The 21414-nt window shown below is 28.9% G+C and carries 15 protein-coding genes; 4 read left to right on the top strand and 11 right to left on the bottom strand.

The features are described from left to right. Positions 1-2500 (bottom strand): leucine-rich repeat protein (locus ACNQ2T_RS03105; RefSeq protein ID WP_418035959.1); only part of this gene is annotated, 2500 nt, incomplete at its 3' end. Positions 2501-2800: 300 nt separating this feature from the next. Between ACNQ2T_RS03105 and ACNQ2T_RS03100 the strand changes: the two genes are divergently transcribed. Continuing rightward, positions 2801-3199: a hypothetical protein gene (locus ACNQ2T_RS03100; RefSeq protein WP_418035957.1), complete on the top strand. Its 399-nt coding sequence runs from the start codon at positions 2801-2803 to the stop codon at positions 3197-3199. A 139-nt stretch (positions 3200-3338) separates the two neighbouring features. Here ACNQ2T_RS03100 and ACNQ2T_RS03095 read toward each other — a convergent pair whose 3' ends face one another. From ACNQ2T_RS03095 to ACNQ2T_RS03050, 10 genes are all read right to left on the bottom strand, one after another. Next, positions 3339-4073, bottom strand: coding sequence for a pseudouridine synthase (locus ACNQ2T_RS03095; RefSeq protein ID WP_418006314.1), 735 nt, complete (start codon positions 4071-4073; stop codon positions 3339-3341). Beyond that, positions 4060-5148, bottom strand: coding sequence for a nicotinate-nucleotide adenylyltransferase (locus ACNQ2T_RS03090; RefSeq protein WP_418019948.1), 1089 nt, complete (start codon positions 5146-5148; stop codon positions 4060-4062). Before ACNQ2T_RS03090 ends, ACNQ2T_RS03095 begins: the two co-directional genes overlap by 14 nt. 5 nt (positions 5149-5153) lie before the next feature. Further along, entirely contained in the window at positions 5154-6395 is a 1242-nt protein-coding gene (locus ACNQ2T_RS03085; protein ID WP_418006312.1) for a Y-family DNA polymerase, read from the bottom strand. After that, entirely contained in the window at positions 6388-6801 is a 414-nt protein-coding gene (locus ACNQ2T_RS03080) for an iron-sulfur cluster assembly scaffold protein (protein ID WP_418018136.1), read from the bottom strand. The genes ACNQ2T_RS03085 and ACNQ2T_RS03080 overlap by 8 nt, the downstream gene beginning before the upstream one ends. Next, a complete protein-coding gene (locus ACNQ2T_RS03075; protein ID WP_418035955.1) occupies positions 6791-7945 on the bottom strand; it encodes an aminotransferase class V-fold PLP-dependent enzyme in 1155 nt (384 codons plus the stop codon). Before ACNQ2T_RS03075 ends, ACNQ2T_RS03080 begins: the two co-directional genes overlap by 11 nt. Continuing rightward, entirely contained in the window at positions 7945-8463 is a 519-nt protein-coding gene (locus ACNQ2T_RS03070; protein ID WP_418035953.1) for a hypothetical protein, read from the bottom strand. The genes ACNQ2T_RS03075 and ACNQ2T_RS03070 overlap by 1 nt, the downstream gene beginning before the upstream one ends. Beyond that, a complete protein-coding gene (locus ACNQ2T_RS03065; protein ID WP_416755781.1) occupies positions 8456-8932 on the bottom strand; it encodes a transcription antitermination factor NusB in 477 nt (158 codons plus the stop codon). The genes ACNQ2T_RS03070 and ACNQ2T_RS03065 overlap by 8 nt, the downstream gene beginning before the upstream one ends. A gap of 167 nt (positions 8933-9099) precedes the next feature. Then, on the bottom strand, positions 9100-9615 hold the full coding sequence (locus tag ACNQ2T_RS03060; RefSeq protein ID WP_418035951.1) for a hypothetical protein: 516 nt from the start codon (positions 9613-9615) through the stop codon (positions 9100-9102). Positions 9616-9617: 2 nt separating this feature from the next. Further along, positions 9618-10058, bottom strand: coding sequence for a hypothetical protein (locus ACNQ2T_RS03055; protein WP_416755784.1), 441 nt, complete (start codon positions 10056-10058; stop codon positions 9618-9620). 163 nt (positions 10059-10221) lie between these two features. After that, complete coding sequence (locus ACNQ2T_RS03050; RefSeq protein WP_416755785.1) at positions 10222-10704, bottom strand: large conductance mechanosensitive channel protein MscL; 483 nt, start codon at positions 10702-10704, stop codon at positions 10222-10224. A 679-nt stretch (positions 10705-11383) separates the two neighbouring features. On the opposite strand from ACNQ2T_RS03050, the gene ACNQ2T_RS03045 reads away from it, so the two are divergent. From ACNQ2T_RS03045 to ACNQ2T_RS03035, 3 genes are all read left to right on the top strand, one after another. Beyond that, the gene (locus ACNQ2T_RS03045) at positions 11384-14728 is read left to right on the top strand and encodes a leucine-rich repeat domain-containing protein (RefSeq protein ID WP_418035950.1); all 3345 of its coding nucleotides are present in this window, start codon (positions 11384-11386) and stop codon (positions 14726-14728) included. Positions 14729-15723: 995 nt separating this feature from the next. Next, complete coding sequence (locus ACNQ2T_RS03040) at positions 15724-19422, top strand: leucine-rich repeat domain-containing protein (protein ID WP_418035948.1); 3699 nt, start codon at positions 15724-15726, stop codon at positions 19420-19422. A 300-nt stretch (positions 19423-19722) separates the two neighbouring features. After that, the gene (locus ACNQ2T_RS03035; protein ID WP_418035947.1) at positions 19723-21267 is read left to right on the top strand and encodes a leucine-rich repeat protein; all 1545 of its coding nucleotides are present in this window, start codon (positions 19723-19725) and stop codon (positions 21265-21267) included. The last annotated feature ends 147 nt before the right edge of the window (positions 21268-21414 follow it).

Below are 21414 nucleotides of genomic sequence, written 5' to 3'. Positions count from 1 at the left end.
TTGTTGCACCTTTAAAAGCTTCTCTTCCTATACTTGTTACATTAGGGAATGAAACTGATGTTAAATTTGTTGCACCTGCAAAAGCACTTTCCCCAATACTTGTTACATTAGGGAATGAAACTGATGTTAAATTTGTTGCACCTTGAAATGTATTTTTTCTTATATTTGTTACATTAGGGAAAGAAACTGATGTTAAGTTTGTTGCGCCACTAAAGGCTGCATCACCGATACTTGTGACATTAGGGAAAGAAACTGATGAAATATTTTTATTATCTCTAAATACTCCATCAGCTATACTTGTAATAGTATCATCAACAATATTACCACTAGCACCATTTCATTTAATTAGTTTACCATTAACTACTATTTTACTTTTAAATTCAGGAGTATTGTAAAAAGCATTTATTCCTAATTGGATTTTTTTATTCATTGTAACCGTGGCTAAAGATGAATTATTGCTAAGCGCGTAAGAACCAATGATTTCTGCATTTGGAATTTCTACATTTATTAAATTACTATTATTAGACAGGGCGGAGTCACTAATTATTGATAGTTCAGGAGCAATAAATGATTTTAGCTGATCAATATAAGAAAATGATGCATATCCAATACTTTTTACTTTTGGCAATGATATTTCACTAATATTAGAAGCGTGATAAAAAGCTTCATTGTCAATATATTCAGCATTTGGAATGTTTATTGTTTCTAAAGAAGTATTATTTTCAAAGGCTTTGGCATGTATTACAGTAACATTTGGTAGTGTTACTACTGTTAGCTTTTTGTTATTTTTAAATGCTTCTTCTCCTGCATATTCCAACTTACTAAAATCAATATTTTCAAGTCCAGAATTCTCAAAAGCTCTGGCTTCTATTTTTAAAACATTATTTAGTTCTATTGCATGCAAACTAGTCGTATTAGAAAACGCATTTTTACCAATAATTAGAGTATTTGGTATTCTTACTGAAGATAAATTTTCACAATAACTAAAAGTGTTGCCATTAATTTGAGCTAATAATGGGAAATCTACTGCTTCTAACTGTTTAGAGGAACTAAAAGCAGATTCGCCAAGTTTTGTTAGCTTTTGTAATGATATATTTATTAATGCAGTATTATAAAAAGCTTCACTTCCTATACTTATAACATTAGGGCATTGAATTCTCTCAAGAGAGGTGTTATCAGCAAATGAACTATTACCAATTGAAGTTGCATTTGGTAAATTAATTGATGATAATTTAGTTGCACCTAAAAATGCTTTATCCCCTATGGATTGGCACTTATCGAAATTTGTAGCAATTAAATTGCTAGTGTTTTTAAAAGCATCATTACCAATTGCTATTGCTTTAGGAAAGAATGCAGTTACCAAGTTTTCATTATTTTCAAATGCTGAATCATTAATGGTTTCAACTTTATCAAAAATAGCTGTTTTTAAATTTTCGTTTCCCTTAAAAGCATTTTTTCCTATAGTTATTACATTAGGAAAATGTATAGCTTTTATATTAGAGCACCCTTCGAAACTGTTTGATCCTATTTTTTTGACATTAATAAAACTAGCAGAAGTAATATTTTTATTATTTAAAAATACTTCAGGAGCTATTCCTGTAACTTGATCATCATTTATTTCATCTGATGCACCAGTTCATTTTAAAAGAATTCCATTTTGGACCACTTTGCCTTTTTCTAAGCCATTAAATAAACTATTTAAACCACTATTAGAAGTATCTTCAACTTCTTTTAGGTTTGGAACCTCTATATCTATAATAGATATACAATTCAGGTGTCCAATGTAAGGGTTTATTGTGATTGTGTCATTAGAAATCAGTTTAACTAAATGTCTTTGTCTTAGAAATTTAGATAATTTATTATCAATAGTTGTAAGTAAATTATTATCTATTTTTGCTGCGCCAATCAAGGAAAGACTTTTATTGCTTTTATTATATAAAACATCTATTTTCTTATCGGAACTCAATAAACATGAAAAACTAATTGTGTTATTTTCAATATTTTCTTTCGGGATAGTACTGTCAATGATTTTTTCTAAATTTTCTATTTGTTTATTTTTTTCCTTGATATTTTTATTTAATTGGTCTTCTTTTTCTTCTATTTTAGCCTTTAAATCTTTATTTAACTTATTAGCAGAACTTAGAGCCAATTCTTTTTCTTCTATTTTAGCCTTTAAATCTTTATTTATGTTTTTTACATTATTAATTTCTACTTCTTTTTCCTTAATCTTTTCTTCCGACTTTTTCTTATTATTTATAGCATCATTCACTGCATTATTTAATTCATTTGTTTTTTTGTCTAATAGAGTTTTTAGCTCATTAGCCTTATTTTCAAGATCTTGTCCTTTATAGGCAGAGATTTGATCGTTTAAAGCCTTAATCTCCTTTTTTAATTCAGAAATCTTGCTTTCTTTATCACTTCCACAAGATGCTGATATTAAAGGTAGAGAAATAGCAGTCCCTACTAAGGCACCTATAAATATTTTCTTATTTTTGTGCATAAATTCCTCTCTCATAATGCAAAATTATTATGTTCAATATAAAGGAATAATTTTAAATTTACTATGGAAAGCATAAAAGATTCTCTTTTTAGTCCTAAAAATAAATGTCTTTTTTATTTTATTTGCTAAATTTAAAATTCTCCTATAACTAATTTACAAAAAAAAAAAACAGAAGAAAATGGAACAAACTTTTGAAAGTTTCCACATTTAAGGTTTAAGCCAGCTGCTTAAAGTCATACTATTTAGCAAGCTGCTATAAAAAATAAATTATAATAATAGCATTAATATATAAGGAGATATATGTTTGAAAAAGCAAATAAAAGAATCTTTTTTATTTTTAATATATTATTCATATTAATGCTTGCTTGCATTATTACAGGGCTAACTTTAGTTATATTAGGAAGCACAGCACAAATAGATGATGATAGATATATGACTTTTTTAATTTGTGGAGCTATATTAATTTTGGTACCTGCACTCATTAGAACTGGAACATTATTCTACATAAATAAATTCCGTGAGACCTATAATGATAATTATGATAAAGCAGCTGAATATTACTTATCATTAAACTTTATTGCTAGAGGTTTCTATATTCTTATGATATTGTTTTTTGGAATGAGTTATGGATATTCTAAACTGCAACAAGCAATAGCGGATAAAAAAGAGCAAAATAATGAAGAGCCAACTACTAAATAATAAGGTGGTTGGCTTTATTATTCAAGGAACTTTAATGCTACATAAAGAATGCTATTAAAAATCTCTTTTGATTTAATTTAGCCTTGTCCAAGGGACAAAAGTATAATAAAAGCCAGCATTAGCTAGCTTAAGATTAAAATTATTGTTCCTTTTTAGGGTTTTTAACTAAACTATAAAGAGTTTTAACTTCTTTAATTGTTAATGGGCGATACATTCCAACTGGGATGTTTTTGCATGTAATTCCACCATATTCAACTCTTTTAAGGTTGATTACTTGACGATCCACAGTTTTAAATAGTTCTTTAACGTGGTGGTAGGTACCTTGAGTTAAAACTACAAAGTAACTTTTAACATCAGCTTGAATTACATCTTGCTTTGATCAAGTACCATTAATCATTACTGGTTTGTTTAATTTAGCCATTTGACGTTTGTCTAATGGTTCATTTAATCTAGCACGATATACACGAACTACACCATAAGAAGGGTGTGTAAGTTTACTTGCTAATTCTCCATCGTTAGTTAAAATTAATACTCCAGTAGTATCATAATCAAGTCTTCCAACTGGGAAGATACGATAAGGGGTATCAATTAAATCAGTTACAATGGTACGATTAAAATTATCTTTTAATGTACATACTGTTTTAGGAGGTTTATTTAGTACAAAATAAACCTTTTCTTCTTGTCCTTGAATTGGTTGATTATCAACTAAAATTGTATCTGCAAAAGTAGCTTTATCACCTAATTGAGCAATACGCCCATTTAATTTTACTCTACCAGATAGTATCATGCTTTCTGCTTCTCTTCTTGAAGCAATTCCTGCTTGAGAAAGGAGTTTTTGAATTCTTTCTTCTTTAACCATATTATTTGTTTCCATTTCTATATTTATTATAAAGTTTTGCTTGATCTGGCGTAAAAACTACTCCCTTATCAAGGTTATATTGATAAGTTTCTTGCACAACTTGTGCAAATCCTGCTTCTAAATTTTCAAAGCATAATTTACGTGTTTGTTGGATACCTGGGTATCTTCTTCCTTCACAGATTTTATCTGCTATAAAAAGCACCTTATCAAGTCAAGTCATATTGTCACGCATTGAAGTGTGGCATAAGATTGCTTGTGCAATTGCTTCATCTGGGAGCTTGTATCCATATTTAACCCAGATATATCCAGCTGTTTGATGATACTTATAAGGCAATAAGTTATCTGCTAATTGAGGCTCATATTTATTAATTAAATAAAGTACTTGCTCATCACTAAATTCTTTAGCAATATCATGTAATAAACCTGCTAAATAGGCTTGTTTAGCATCAAGTCCATGAGCTTTAGCTAATTCTGCTGCAAATGAAGCAGTAGAAACACAATGCTTTGCCCGTTTAGCTGATAAAGTATTGTGCACTAGTTGTTCTAAATAAAGATGATGAGCAGCAATATATTGAGCTACTTTATCATCAACTAAATTAAACATTCCTTTTTTAAAGTCAGTTGAAGAAGCCTCAAAAATAGGATTATCAAGTAATATACCATTATATTTCTTAATATTAACTTTATTAATTTTGCTATTACGACGCACTACAGTAATTTTTGCTAAGCTAGCAATTTGCTCGATATTTTTTCAGCCTGAAATATTTGGTACTAAGTCACTTCCAACGATTAAATAAAGCTCAGCACCTGGATATTTATTAGCTAAATATTGAACTGTATCAATTGTGTAAGAAACTCCCCCACGTTTTAGTTCAAAATCGCATAATTCCATTTTGTCTTCCAGTACTAATTGCACCATATTTTGACGATCTTGACCACTAGCTTTCTTACCTTTAGTTTTAAAAGGTGAAGTAGCAGCTGGCACAATTAATAATTTATCAAGCCCAAGCTTATTAATTACATAACGAGCAGTCTTAATGTGTCCTTTGTGTATTGGATCAAATGATCCACCATAAATTCCTATTTTCATAGTTCCTACTTTCTAAATAGCATTTTCTTAAAGCGATAAGCACCTTTATGTAAATTGCTATTTTTTATTTCTTCTTCAGTCAATACTTTTAATGTTGGATTAGCAAACAGACCTTGAATTTCCGCAATTACCTCTTTAATCATATTATCTTCTATATTAGGCTTAATATTATTAATTAAGCTCATTGGTAAATACATATTATTTAAGTCTATTAAATTTGTAACTCTAACTCCTAGTCCAATAAATTCGCTTTCAGCAAAATTATGGATAAAGATGTTATAAATAATTTTGTATAGATCACTAGCAGAATTAATATAAGAGGCAATTTTAACTTGCTTAGTGGTTCATTTTTTAGACTTAAAACGAATTGTTAAGGCAATAACATTACCAGCTAAATTTTCTTCAATTAAACGAGCAGAAACCTTATTACATAATGAGTCTAAATATTCAATTTTCATTTCATAAGGCATATCATAATGCTCAAAAGTGATTTCGTTGCCTATACCTAAGGCCTTTTCGTCTTTAAAGGTAATATGTTCATAAACATATGGGTCTAAGTTACGTAAGATATCTTGGCCAATGCGCCCAAAGATGGCACTAATTTCTAGATCGCTAACTTTTTTACTTGCTAGTTGACCAATGGTATTGATGTTGACTTGACGTAATTTAGTAGCTGTTTTTTTACCTATCCCATGGTACTTTTCAATATCTAAATCAAAGAAATGGCTAGCGAAGTTTTGCTCAGTGGTATAGCCAATTCCAAATGGTTTAGAAATGTTGGTAGTCATTTTAGCTGCAAATTTATTATGTGAGATTCCGATCGTAATTGGAATTCTAAATTTGGACATAATATCTCTTTGTAGCTTTTGAGCTAGTTGTACAGGTTTTATTCCAAGTTTTGCAACTAGATCAGTAACATCCATATAGCATTCATCTATTGAAGCAATTTGGATATTTCCAGTATAAGTGGTAGCAAGATATTCAAAAATCTTGCTTGAGAGTTCCTCGTATAAAGCCATATTACTTGGAACTATAATGGTGCCAGGCTCTAAGGCAAGTATTTCAAAATTCTTCATCCCTGCCTTAATGCCTTTATTTTTTAATTCATATGAAACAGAAACAGCAATTGCATGCGCTGAAGAGCGAGAAATTGCTACAGGTTTATTATTTAATTCTGGCTGAATTGTTCGAGCAGCCGAAACAAAATAACAGTCAAAATCAATATGAAATAAAATAGGTTTATTCATTAATGAAAGTATTTGGAGTTAATAAAGCACATGCTACTCGATTTAAATGTGTTTTAACGTTATAGAATGCTCATAAATCACCAAGTGAAGCAATCGCAGCTTCTTCAAGTGGTTCTTGAGCTACAAAGCGACTAAAGGTATTAACTAGTGTGGCGATTTCAGCTTTGCTTTTGCCAACAATTAAACTAAGAAAAATATCAGTAGCAGCCATGAAGACAGCGCATCCATGTCCATTAAATTTAGCTTGAGTTACTTTATCATTTTCTCAAGTTACTTGTAATTCTAATTTATCTGAACATGTATTACTATAGCAAGTGATAAAATCACCATTTAAAGCTACTTTATTGACTGGATTCATATAGTGATTCATGATTATTTCTCTAGCTTCATTTTGATTAAAATGCATAAAAATCACCTCCATTTTTTAATTCTTGTACTAACTTATCGATATCTGCTTTTGTATTATAAATTCCAAGTGAAATTCTTAAGAAAGAATAAGTATCTTGAATATTTCTTAAGTAAGGGGCACAAAAGATACCGGCTATCGTATAAATGTTTTTGCTTCCTAGATAGGTTGCTACATCTTGAGCATTAATTCCATTGACATTAATTAGAGCAATATTATCACCAGCCTTAGTATAAACTGTTACATTAGGTAAGCTAGCTAAAGATTGATGTAAGTAAGTTGATAAGCTAAATAAGATTTCTTGAGTTTGTTTATATCCAACTTGAGCAAAGAAATCTAGTGCTTTATCAAACATGAAAAAGCCAGCAATATCAGGAGTTCCAGGTTCATAGGCAGCTATAGTTTGTTTAGGATCTCAGCAAGCATTAGTATCAATGGCGTTAACTGATCCTCCACCAAATTTAACTGGCTTGAGCTTAGCTAGTAAGTGTTGGCTAATTGCTAGCACTCCCATACCAGTAGGCCCATAAAACTTATTAGTTGAAAAAGCAATAGCATCAACTACACGCAATGAAACAGGTTCATGCGAAATAGCTTGAGCAGCATCGTCAAATAAGAAAGCACCATATTGATGAGCTTTTGTAGCAATAGCTGCTATATCAAAATGTTGATTAAAATTATTAGTTTCATGACTAAGAGCTACTATTTTAGTTTTGACATTAATGCCAACTAAAATGTCTTGAGAAATTACTACTTTAGCGCCCACTTTTTTACTCATTTCAATTCATGGAATTAAGTTAGATGAATGATTATAGGCACTAAGTAAGATTTCATCTCCAGGTTGAAGTAAAGCTTGAAACATATTAACAAAAAGATTAATGCTTTCAGTTGTTCCACTAGTAAAAATTATTTCATTTTCCTTAGCTTGTAATAAGTTAGCTACTTTACTACGTACTCGAGAGATAGTTGAATTAACTTCATTTCCTAAAGGAGTATCTGCAGTACGAGAAGAAATTGACTTATTGCAATAGTAATCATAAATTGCATCACTAGCTTCTTTAGGTTTCAGTACTAAAGCAGCTGAATCAAAATAAGTAATCTTTTCTAGAATTGGAAAATGTTTGCGAATGTCATTTTGATTCATTATAGGACCTTTCTTAAAATTGCTCTTAAAGTAGTGTTATAGCCTGGCATTTTTTGAAATTCGTCAAGGAATAAATAATAATATTCACGTTTGATTTTATTGACAATAATTTGAAATTGTTGCTTACGCACTTTTTTATCTTTGTCAAGATCAATTGTTTTAAAGACTTCGCCTAAGAAGTTTTTAACCTCTAATTCATCACGATCATAGTACTTAATGAATAAATCATAAAATAAGTAATAATAGAAGTTATAAATCATTTCTTTTTGAACTTGGGTTACTTCAGGATAAAATTCTAAATCTTGATTAAAATTGTCAATAAACTCATTTAAATTCTTACTACGTTCAGCAAATTTTTTAGTTTCAAATTTTTCTAGTTGTTCATGTGATAGCAAATGCATCTCATGAAATTGCTTATATGTGTAATTAATTTTGCTTAAAATTCCATGATAATGTGATTTATAAGCAAAAGATAAAACTATCTTAGATCACAATCTGCGATTGTTTCTCTTACTCATTGTTTTGATTTGCTTGTTCTTCTAACTTTTCAGCTAATTCAAAAGTTTGAATTAGTTTTAAATAATTTTCTAAGATAGCATTAACAAATTTGTATTGCTTACCTTGTAATGTAGCTGGTTGATCAGGGAGATCTTTAGGGAAATAAATTTTAGTTATTTCAATGGCTTCATTGATAACGATTTTTGGGTTAGTGTTATATAGTTCAAAAGCTCCATTTAAGATGATTGCTCTAATTAATGGTGAGATTCTTTCTCATTTTCAGTTTTTATTTAATAATGCATTTAATGATTTACGTAAGAATGCATAGTTTTTGGCAATTAATTCTAATCTTAATAGCTCTTCTCTATCTAAAAAGAATTCTTCAAAAGCTTCTTCAACTTTGATTGGTTCTTCTAATAATTCGTATTTATATAAAACAGCAATAACTGTTTTTCTCATTTCTCTTCTTGATTTTTTTTGTTGTTGCATATGTGCTCCTTATTTAGTTTCTAAATTATATTATAATTTAGAATTTTTCAGCCTAAAGAGTGTGAAATTATAAGCTAGAAAAATGCAACTATAGGTAAAAATAGAAAAAAATATCCTAACTTGGATATTTGATTTTAAGATATAAATTTACTTGTTTTCTTGGTTATTTATTTCACTTCACTTTCAAAATTTTCTTCATTAGACTCTAATTCATTTTTTTCATTATCATAGGTTATTTCTTCATTTGAATTGTGCTTAGAAATTTCATATTGTTCAGGATATTTTAAAATAGATTTCGGCTCAAATAGACCATACATTTCCACTAAGAAAAAGTCTTTAAAGATTATTCTATTAAATCAATTTAACTTTTTGCTTTCATAAAACTTAGCCATTTGAGACTTGTATTGATCTAAAAAATGAGCTGATCTTTGAATTGCAGGATTGATAGCTAAGACAATATAACAAATATGAGCAATTGCTATAATAGCTGCAATCAGAATTAAGGCCAAATATGCCAATTGACTTTGATATACAGCTAGAAATGTTGCGACACAAACAAGTGCAAAAGGAAGAACCAAAAGCACTTTTATTAGCAAGTTCTTTTTATAAAACTTAAAAGATTGTAGTAGTCATCTTTCAGCTTTTAAGTAGTTTTCTTCTTGTAATTCGTTTAATTGTTCCATAATTACTCCTTATTTGCCTGATCATTATTATTTTCTTGCTTGTTTGCGGGCTCGTTTAAAAGTTCATTAACTTGCTCTTGGTCATATAGTTCTACAACAAAGAAATACTTAAAAATAAACTTGTTTAATTTTGATAATTTTAAGTAATATTCCTTAAAATAAGGCTTATAAGTATCTAGTTGCTTTTGCATTGAATCAATTGCTGGATTTATTCTAAATGTTGAATAAATTCAGTAGCAAACTAAACAAATAAGGCAAGCAGCAAGCAAGATTCATCCAGCAATAGTACTTCATTTTACCAGTGAAATAATAGCAAATACTGCTAAAAGAACTGGAAGCACTAGAAGTGCTCTAATCATTATTATATTCCAATACTTGCTTAGTGCTTTATCTAGCAATGTTTGAGCTTTTAAACTAGCATCTTGGTTTTGAATTTCTTCCATATTATCCTCTTAAATTTTTATAACTATCTTACTGTGACAAAAGCTTTTTATAGCTTGAAATACGCGAATGTACAGTAATAATTAATCTAGTTTAATTTTATCATATACTCAAGTAATATAAAAAACACTACTTGCAAGAAGCAAATAGTGCAAATATTATATGTTATTTTACGTTGAATAGTGATTTAGATTCATCAACGTTTGAGTTTAATTTCTTTAATTCTGCTAAGATTAATTCTTCTGTTGTAGGAGCAGGTGCAGGTGCTGCTGGTGCTTCAACAACTGGGTTTTTAAGTTCTTTACGGTATGCTCTGTAGTTTCTGATTAAGAAGTAGAAGTATAAAATTCCAAATACTACTGCAGATACAATAATGAATTGAATTAATGCAGCTAAGAATTTACCAATAAAGATTCCACCTGTTCCATCAGCTTTTTTAGCTACTACTCATGTATCTGGTGTTTTACCAAATGCTGTAGTAATAGCAGCCATAATAATATCATTTGCAAATGATGCTACTAATGCTGTAAAAACTCCTCCAAGTAAGAAACCAATTGCTAACATCAATAAGTTTCCACGTTTCATTTGAGCTTTAGATTCTGATCAAGACTTTTTACTTAAATCTTTGCATGTTGTTTTTGATGACATAATAACTCCTTTATGTTTATTCAATATTATTTTATCATTTTTTGATTTGTACGAAAAATAGACGTTGATATTTTAACATAATATTCTGGACTAAAAAGTTATTTTTTAACATAAAAAATAATTATTTTTTTAACTTTTTCATTACTCTACTAGCATAAAAGATTAAATAATTTACAAAAACTAATCCAGCTTGTTATTTCTTATTAAATGCAATCAGTTGAAATAAGTTTTGCCAAATTATGTTGTATCTTGAAGAGTTAAATTACCACTTTTGTTTTTAAAAAAATATTTGAAATTCATATATTGTATAGCATGAATTTTTGACCTATTTTTTTAGACTTTAAGGAGTTATATGCTCTTTTCCTATAATTTCTTTATTTTATTTATATAACATTTAATTTGATCCTTTATTTTGACAGTTATTTTAATTTTTATTTCAATTAAATTAGGCATTATTGATAATTATTTTTAATATCAAAAAATAAATTAAAAAGTGGAATACAACTGTTTACCTGAAAGTGGAAATTTAGCTGTTCATTTTACAGTTGTATAAAAATGGCAAAATCATTTAGTTTTTAAAAAAGAATATAATTAAAGTGTGATAGAAAATAAAAAACTATTTAAATATAAGTATTGTTATTAATAATGCTTTTTATTTAAATAGCTGTGAAAGGACAAAATGACCAAAATTGCAAAGTACATAATAATAGTCACAAGTGGACTTGTTGCTGGATCTGCTATTATTGCGATTCCAAGTGTTGTTTATAAAAATCACAAAAATTATCAAGATCAACAAACAAAATTAAAAGATACTGAAAAACAAGTAATTGTATCACTAAATAGTTCTATAAATAAAGGTGAAAAGTATGCTTCTAAGATCATTCCTAGTGATATTGTGTTTAAAAACTATGATGACTCTTTATTCACTATTTCGCTAGTTGATGTTAATACCCCATTGAATCGTGAACTAAATATAGCTTCTAAAAATGCGGTTAAAAATTCAAATGCTAAAGTTCAATATTTTACTGCTAACGACAATAATGGAACATTACATTTTAAATATAGAATTCAATCTAAAAAATATAGTGACCTATATGAAATAAAATCTTGCATTTTAGATGGTTTTAAAACATTAAAAGATAATGTTATTATTAAACCAATTAATCCTGAAAAAGAAAAACCAATTGAAAAGCCAATTGAAAAACCGATAGACAAAAATAATATTGTCGAATTTGATTATAGTTCTGGAGAAAATAAAGCTAAGGTTAAATTTAATGCTAATGATAGTAAGCTGGTGATTAAAGATATCGAAACTGTTACAGAAAAGGACCTAGGTTCTATATTAAATTTAGTGGCCAAGAAAAATAGTCAACATATCAATAAACCCATTATATTAGATTGCCCTGATGCAAAGGTATTCCCTCTATACAATCCTACATATAATAGAATAGCAAAGATTAATCTACCTAAGTTAGAAAAAGTAACTTATGTTGAAGAACCAGGAATAATGAGCCCAGGAGCCTTAATCTGAGGACTTCAAGATGATAAAGTGGTGCAAAATGGAATTCTTTTCAAATGAGAAAATGCTAGTGGTGATATTTATGACGAATCAATTACTCAAATTATGCCTGGCGCTTTTGGAGATACAAGCAAAATTACTTCAATAAATCTTCCAAATTTAAAAAATATTTCTAGTCATGCCTTTAGAAGTGCATCATCAATTGAAAATTTATTCCCTCTTATCAAGTCAAAAGTGGTTTTAAATGACATTTTAATCAAGTGACCTGAAGCAGCAGGTGATATTAAAGATAATCATATTACTAAAATTTATAATTATGCTTTCGAAAATAATCAAAATATTACATCAGTATCATTCCCTAATGTAACAAGTATTGGAGATGAAGCTTTTCATGGAAGTAAAAATTTAACTTCAATAAACTTCCCAAAAGTTGAATCGCTTGGAAGCAGAGTATTTGGCAATACTGAAAAATTAGATAACAAAATCGTTTTGAATAACATTTTAGCCAAATGAGAAAATGCAACTGGTGATTTATATGATGACAAAATCACAAAAATTGCTGCTGGTGTATTTATGGGTCAAAATGATATTACATCAGTTTCATTCCCTAATGTAACAGATATTGGGCTTGCAGCCTTTATGGGAATGCGTAATTTATCAACTGTGCATTTACCAAAAACAATAAATATTGGAGAACTTGCATTTGCATTAAATACAGAGTTAAAAATTATAGATTTTCCTAGTGCTAAAACAATTGAAAGATCAGCATTTATGGATGATATAAATCTTGAGGTTGTATCATTCCCTAATGTAATTAGCATTGGAATTGAAGCATTTAAAAATGCAGAAAAATTAAAATCAATTAATTTTCCTAACGCAGTATATATTGGAGCAGATTCATTTCAAAATGCAAGTAGTCTAATATCCGTGTCATTCCCATTGGCAGAAATTATAGAAAATCATGCTTTTTCAGGAGCTAGAAATTTAACTTCAGCAATTTTCCCTAAAGTTACTGAAATAAGAGATTATGCATTCAGCGATAATATTTCTCTTAATAAAGTGGACTTTCCAGCAATTAAAAATATAGGAAACGATGTTTTTAGTAATACTCCAAAATTATTAGGAAAAATTGTTTGAGGAACTACACTAGTAAAATGAAGTGATGCAAGTGGTAATATTAGTGATGAAAATATTACTAAAATTGCGGCAAATGCATTTAAAGATAACAGCAATATAACTTCTATTTCATTCCCAAATGTTACAAATGTTGGAGATAGTGCTTTTGAAGGTGCAACAAATTTAGCTTCAGTTGCTTTACCTAATGTTACAAATGTTGGAAATAGAGCATTTTATAAAGCAACAAATTTAGCTTCAGTTGAATTGCCTAAAGCAACAAACATAGGAGACCAAGCATTTAGCGAAACAATAAAATTAACCACAATTGACTTACCACAAGCAACAAATATTGGGACTGCTGCATTTTATGATGCTTCAAGTTTAGTGGATATCAAGCTACCTAAAATGCAATATATTCCAGCATCAGCATTTAGAGGTACAAGCAATTTAACAACAGTATTTGCTCCTAATGTTACTTATATAGGTAGTGAGGCATTTGAAGATGCAACTAGTTTAACTTCCGCAATCTTTCCAAAAGTTATTGAAATTGAAGATTCAGCTTTCAACGGAGCAACTAATTTAGCAGAAATATCATTCCCAAAAATTGAAAAATTATCAGGTGGAGACATATTTAAAAATACTCCAAAACTTCCTGACAAGATTATACTAAATGGCTTTTTAGCAAAATGAGATAACGCTAGTGGTGATATAAGCGATGATACAATATCAATAATTACTGATAAAGTATTTATAAATAACGATAATATTACTTCTATTTCTTTCCCTAATGCTATTAGTGTTGGACATTCTGCCTTTCAAGGTTCGAAAAAAATTGCATCTATTAATTTACCTAATGTAATCAACATTAAAGATTGAGCTTTCCAAGGATTGGAAAATTTAACAACTATTTCATTGCCAAAAGTTGAAAAAATTGGTAGATCTTCATTTGAGAAAAACACAAATTTAGTGTCAATTATTGCTCCAAAAGTTATTGAAATTGATTCAGAAGCCTTTGCTTATGATTCAGCATTAGAAACACTTAACTTCCCAGAACTTCTTAAAATAAATCAAAGAACTTTTATGAATGCTAAGGGATTAAAATTAATTTTTGCTCCTAAAGTAAATGAAATAAACAGTTCAGCCTTTGCCAATGCAGAATCTTTAGTGTCTGCTTCATTCCCTAATGTAACTTTTATTGGAGAATATGCATTCAAAAATAACAAGAATCTAAAATCAGCATCATTCCCAGAAGTACTTGAAATTAAATCTTACGCTTTTGGTAACGATATTAATTTAACTTCGGTGTATGCCCCTAAGGTTAAAATCCTTTCACCAACTTCTTTTGACTACACCCCAAAATTAAAAAATATACCTATAATAAATCCTTAATTTAATAAGATTTTAAAAACTAGCTTTCAAAGTTAGGTTTGCAATACAAACTCATTATCAAATAAATCATAATTCAATAAGTTGACAAGAAATTTGTCAGCTTTTTTCTATACATCAGCTTCAATAAGACCACATAATAAAAATCTAATGAACTAGCCTATAGTCAAAATAATTAATTTAAAAGAATGCTACTTACTACCAATACCTCTATAACTTATTTATTTAAATCATATGTCCAAATAAGAAACTAACTTTTATTGTAAATAATCTCTATATTGTCGTACTTAGACAAATAAAAATAGTAAAATATAAGAGATATTTATTCAATGTAAATATCACTTTTTATATTAGAAGACAATGTTTTAAGACGATCGAAAAGTTCTTGCATTGTCTTTTTTTATTTTCTCTTATTGTGTTTAAATTTCGACAATAAAGCATTCATTTTGTAAATGTATTTTTAAATAGTAATGAAAAATGATTTACTGCTTTTATAATGACTTTAAGTTTTGCTACTGATATTGAAATATCTAATCCTTTCATAATACTCATATTCAATTTAAGGTAGATAGATTCCGGTTTACTTCTAGATCTAACTGCATTATTTACTATTTTTCTATTTTTTAGTTGAAACAAAATAGATCTATTTTACAGCTCATTCCTAGGAAAATAAGTCGATATATATTATTTTTCAAAAAATAATATAATTAAAATATAGATAAATAATATTATGTTGAAAGGAGACAGTTAAAGCACTAATAATTTGTAAGATTAACTAGCACTATTAACTTTTGATATTTTTACTTTTTTTGCCTTAGCACAAGTCGTTTTTGATTTAACTTAGGATCAAAATACTCAATAGGCATAGTAATGTATTAAAAATTAGTAATGCAATAGAAAAAAACTATTTTAGTATGCAATTAATTCTCATATCAAAAATATTAATTGATATCTGAATTAATATTAAAAATAAATTCTCATATGTAAAAGAAGGAAAAATGAACAAAGCAGGAAAATTCTTACTAGTTGTAGTTGGAGGAATTGCTATTGGTTCTGCAGCAGTTACTATACCAAGTGTAGTCTATTATAATCAAAGAAATTATCAAGACCAAAAAGCAAAACTACAGCAAGCAGAAGCGAATGTTAAATATGACATAATGCCTTCAATAAATAAGGCGCAAACACTTGCTTCAAACATAACAAAAAATGAAATTATCTTTTCTGGATATGATAAAGAGTTATTTGATATTGATCTAGTGGACATTAGTACACCAGTTAATACCAAATTAAGCTTAGCTCCCGGAAAAAACACTAAAACAACAATAAAAACTATTCAATACTTTAACGCTAATAATACTTCTGGGACATTAGAATTTAAATTTATAGTGCGATCAAAACGCTATGCCGACTTAAGCATAGTAAAAAATGGGACAATTACTGGATTTTTAAAAGCAAACCCAATTGTTCCAATTACAAAAACATCTAAAGAATCTGCAGATACTATTATTCCAGCTGTAATGGCAGCTTATAATACTATTTCGCAAAATCCAACCTTAAAACCTGAACAAGTTAATGCTATAAATAACTATGCAACAGAAGTAGCCAACGGGCTTGCTAAAGAAAATTTAGCTGTCCTACAAGCTGTTGAAAGCTCACTTCCTAATTCACAATTTGATACTGTAAGTGCACTCTATCGTGCTGTAGCTTTAAGTCTCAATGATGTTTTAGCTGACATTTTGAATAAAGCTATTCAAAATAAAGCAGCTACAAGAGGAATTGAACAAGTAAAAGCTTACTTAAATGCAGAAAAAATGCTATCTATTAAAAATACAATTGCCGACATCTTAATTTCTAAAGCAACAGAAATTGCAAATGTTGGCCAAGAAATATTTAATTCATTAAAAGTTAATGAAACAACTAAGAATATAGAAGTTTTAGATAGCTTTATTAATGGTATGAGTCAATTTTTCAATAGCGAAATTACCACACTTGCAAATAAGATTAAACAAGTACAAATTGCTTCTGATAGCTCACAAATGGAAGCAATTAAGCAATTAAAAGCTTTCTTACCAGAGCTAAAAAGTGCTGCTGTAGCAAAAGCTCATGAACTTTTACCACAAGCTGCAAATTATGAAGCTATTAAAGCTGTACTAAAACCTCAATATGAAGCATTAGAAGCAAGCATACAATCAAATGTAGCTTTACTAATCAATGAAACAAAAGCTTTATCTAGCTTAATTGATGCTCTTAAACTTTCTCCAACAATAGATACCCCTGTTGTAACACCTGAAGTAAATAGTGATATAACCACTTTTGTCTATGATGATGGAAATAAAAAGACTGAAATTAAATATGATAATAATGCAAAAAAATTAATTATTCCAGACACTGAAGTAATTACTGAACCAATGTTTAAGTATGCTTTTGAACAACTAGAAAACTTAAAAAAAGCTGATGTAGATCATATTACTTTATCTTGTCCTGAAACTAAAGTTATTCCAGGAACTATAGATACAAAAATTATCATTTCTAAACTCGATTTACCAAAAATTGAAAAAGTAGTTAATAAAAATATTTTCACTGGTAGTCATATGTTTGACAACAGATTAAGTCGAAACTTAGAAGATAATAAAGTTGTACAAAATGGTATTTTATTTAAATGAAATAACCCAATTGGAGAAATGAAGGATTCAACAATTACTGAAATAGTTCCATTTGCAATTAATCAAACTGCATATGTAACTGGAATTGACTTACCTAATTTAGAAAATGTAGATTTTAGTGCCTTTGAGCATCCAAACAATGATCTAAGAACAATTTTCCCTCAAATTAATTCAAAAATTGTACTTAATGGAATTTTAATCAAATGACCAGGAGCTACTGGTCAAATTGAAGACTCTGAAGTAACTAAGATAGCTTCATGTGCTTTCATAGAGGATAGAAATATTACATCAGTTTCATTCCCTAATGTAACCGAAATTGGAAATGCTGCATTTGGTGGTTGCAGTAATTTAGAGTCCATTAGTTTTCCAAAAGTTACAACTGTAGCTTCGAATGCATTTATACTAACCCGAAAATTAAAGGGAAAGATTATTTTGGGAGATAACTTAGTTAAATGAACAGATGCAAATGGAGATATTCAAGATAATGATGTAAAAATGATTTGTGATCAAGCTTTTAGTTTTAACAAAAATATTACATCAGTTTCATTCCCTAATGTGACATATATTGGAGATGATGCATTTCACGGAACAGAAAAGCTTGAATGAATTAGCTTCCCTAAGGTTGAAAAAGTGGGACGTGGAGCATTTTCTTCTGCAGGTATAGAAACAGTAGCATTATCAAACGCTAAATACATTGGAGATTTAGCATTTTCAGGTATGAATAATTTAAAATTTATTTCTTTACCACATGTAGAGGAACTTGGCGAATCTATATTTACAAATACACCTCAATTAACTGACAAGGTTGTTATAAATGGTACTTTAGTTAAGTGAGAAAATGCTAGTGGAGTTATTAGCGATCCAAGTATAAAAACTATTTACACTGAAGCTTTTGCTAATAATCAAAACATTACTTCAGTGTCATTCCCTAATGTAACAAATATAGGAGATGGTGCTTTTAAAGGTACAACAAGCCTAACATCAGTTTCATTCCCTAATGTTACAAGTATTGGAAAGCGTGCTTTTGAAGGTGCAACAAACTTAACTTCAGTGTCATTCCCTAATGTGACATATATTGGAGATAATGCTTTTGAAGGTACAAGTAAATTGACTACCATAAGTTTCCCCAAAGCAACACGCATTAGTCCTGATGCCTTTGTTAATACTGATGGCTTAAAAGGCAAGGTTGTTATAAATGGTACCTTAGTTAAATGAAGTGATGCCACTGGTGCTATTAGTGATGAAAATATCACATCAATCGCCTCTGGTGTATTTAAAGATAATAAAGAAATAACTTCAGTATCATTCCCTAATGTAATTAGCCTTGCTAATGAGGTTTTTGCTGGTGCAAGCAAACTTACTAGTGTTAGCTTACCAAATATCGAAAATATTGGATTACATGTTTTTGATAATACAGACAGTTTAACTGGAAAAGTAATAATAAATAACATTTTAGTTAAATGAGACAATGCTGTTGGCCAAATTAGAGATGATAGCATTAAGGGAATCTATGCAAATGTTTTTGCGGATAATGACAAAATCACTAGTGCAATATTCCCTAATGTAACTCGTGTTTGAGAATATGCTTTCGCTAATGCAAGCAACTTAGCTTATGTTGAATTACCAAAAGTAAAAAAATTAACTCATAGTATTTTTGATAACAATTATGGATTAAGAGCTATAAAAATGGATGGATTATTATCAGTCGATCATTATACTTTCCATAATTTACCTTCATTAGAAACTATTTCATTAAGTAGTATCAAAGAAATTGATGAGCGAACATTTAGTGATTTAAAAAAATTGACTTTTATAAATATGCCTAATGTAATAGCAATTGGTGCATATGCCTTCAAAGATGATTTAAACTTACTTGAAGTTTCTTTCCCTAATGTAATAGCAATTGGTCCAAATGCCTTTTTAAATAATATTAATTTAGCAAAAGCTGATTTTCCAAAAGCAAAATATATTGCTAATAATGCATTCGAAAACACACCTAAACTAACTAATAAGCCTACAGTAAATGAAAATTAGCTCTATAAGCTCAGTACCAATGGTACTGGGTTTTTACTTACTATCCTATACTAGATAGCTTGACTTAAATATCTTACTTTATTCAATTACTTTAATTGCTTCCTAGCGTGCCAAAACTTTATTTGTAAAAGAAAGTTAATTAAACTATAAGTTTTACTAAAGAAAAGTTTACATCGCTATGCTATAGCACTAGAAGTATTAAAACAATTATGAGAATTTGAAATAATAATATAAAGACAGATAATAATTAATAACTCTAATTGTCTTATGTCCAAAATATCTGCCTTTAAAGGAGATTATATGAAACATAATAAAATATACATATTACTAACTCTAGCATCGGTATCAAGTCTTGCCACTTTACCACTTATTGCTAGTTCATGTAACAATGATAAAGCAGATTTAAAACCTACAGTAGACCCTGGAAGTGGAACTGGAGATGGTAAAGGTTCTAAGCAACAAGATCCTAATGTAATTGCTTTAAAAAGTAGTGATCCTAATATTAAAATGGACTTTAATAAAGAAACTAAAGTACTTACTATTGCTAATGCACCTACAGTTGATTATGACTTATTATCATCATTTATTACACAGCTAAATGAACTTTTTAAATATCAAAGTACTGATATAACTTTATCTTGTCCAGATACCACAACAATTTGCACTGGATATTTAGGCGAAAGTGCTGCTAAAATAACTAAATTAATTATGCCTAAGTTGCAAAATACTTATGGTCACATATTTAGATTATTTAATACTCAAAGAGATTGACTTTTTAAAAATTTAGTGGATGATAAAGTGGTTCTAAATGGAATGCTAGTTAAATGAGATAATGCTTCTGGTAATCTAGAAGATAATACTATTACTCAAATTGCTCAATATGCCTTTTTAAATACACAAGATATTACCGGGATTTCATTCCCTAATTTGCAAAATATTCAACCTGAAGCCTTTGGTCTAAATGAAAGAAACATCTTCCCTAAAATTACTGACAAATTAGTAGTTAATGGTATTTTAATTAAATACCCAAATGCTAAAGGTGTAATTGAAGATGACACAATTAAGCAAGTATATGGTAATGTCTTTAATGAAAATAAGGATATTACTTCTATTTCATTACCTAATGCAACTAAAGTAGATTATTATTCATTCAATAATGCTACAAATTTAACAGCAGTTTCTTTACCTAAAGTTGAAATTATAGGAAATTCAGCATTTTATGGTGCAAGTAGCTTAAAAGAACTTGACTTACCTAAAGTTACAACTGTAGGTGAATATGCTTTTAGCAATGCAACAAGTTTGGAAAAAATTAATCTACCACTAGTTAAATCAATTGATAAATTTGCTTTTGATACTACACCTAAACTAGCTAATAAACTTGTATTTAACACAATACTAGCAAAATGAACTGATGCCAGTGGCGATATTAAAGATGATGAAATAACAAGCATAATTGGAGGTGTTTTTAAAGATAACGATAAGATCATTTCACTCTCATTTAGTAAAGTAACTAATATTACAGAAAGCTTAGCTCAAAATGCTAAAAATTTAACTTCAATTACATTTCCAAGTGCAATTAGTATTCAAGCTCATGCATTTCAAAATGATTCTAGTTTAACAACAATTCAAGCACCTAATGTTACAAGAATTGAAGATTATGCTTTTGAAAAAAATACAGCTTTGGAAACTATTTCATTCCCAAAGGCAACATATATTGGTGCAAGAGCTTTTGCCGATGATACAAGCCTTACTTCAGTATCATTACCTAGTGCAAAATATATTCACGATGTTGCTTTTGATGGAACAGATAAACTTAAAAACGTGCCTACTGTAGTAAATGATTAATATATTAACTCAGTGCCTTATGGTACTGGGTTTTTATATTTTGCTGTTTTATTTAACTAGACAATTACTTAATAAAATTAGTAGGATTTGAACCAATTGTACTACCAGCTAGAGCTGCTGGTGGCTTCTTTTTTTTTTTTTTTTGAA

Source organism: Mycoplasma haliaeeti (genome assembly GCF_048284645.1).
In the GTDB taxonomy this organism is placed as follows: domain Bacteria; phylum Bacillota_I; class Bacilli_A; order Mycoplasmatales; family Metamycoplasmataceae; genus Mycoplasmopsis.
This window is presented reverse-complemented; position numbering and strand designations above follow the sequence as displayed.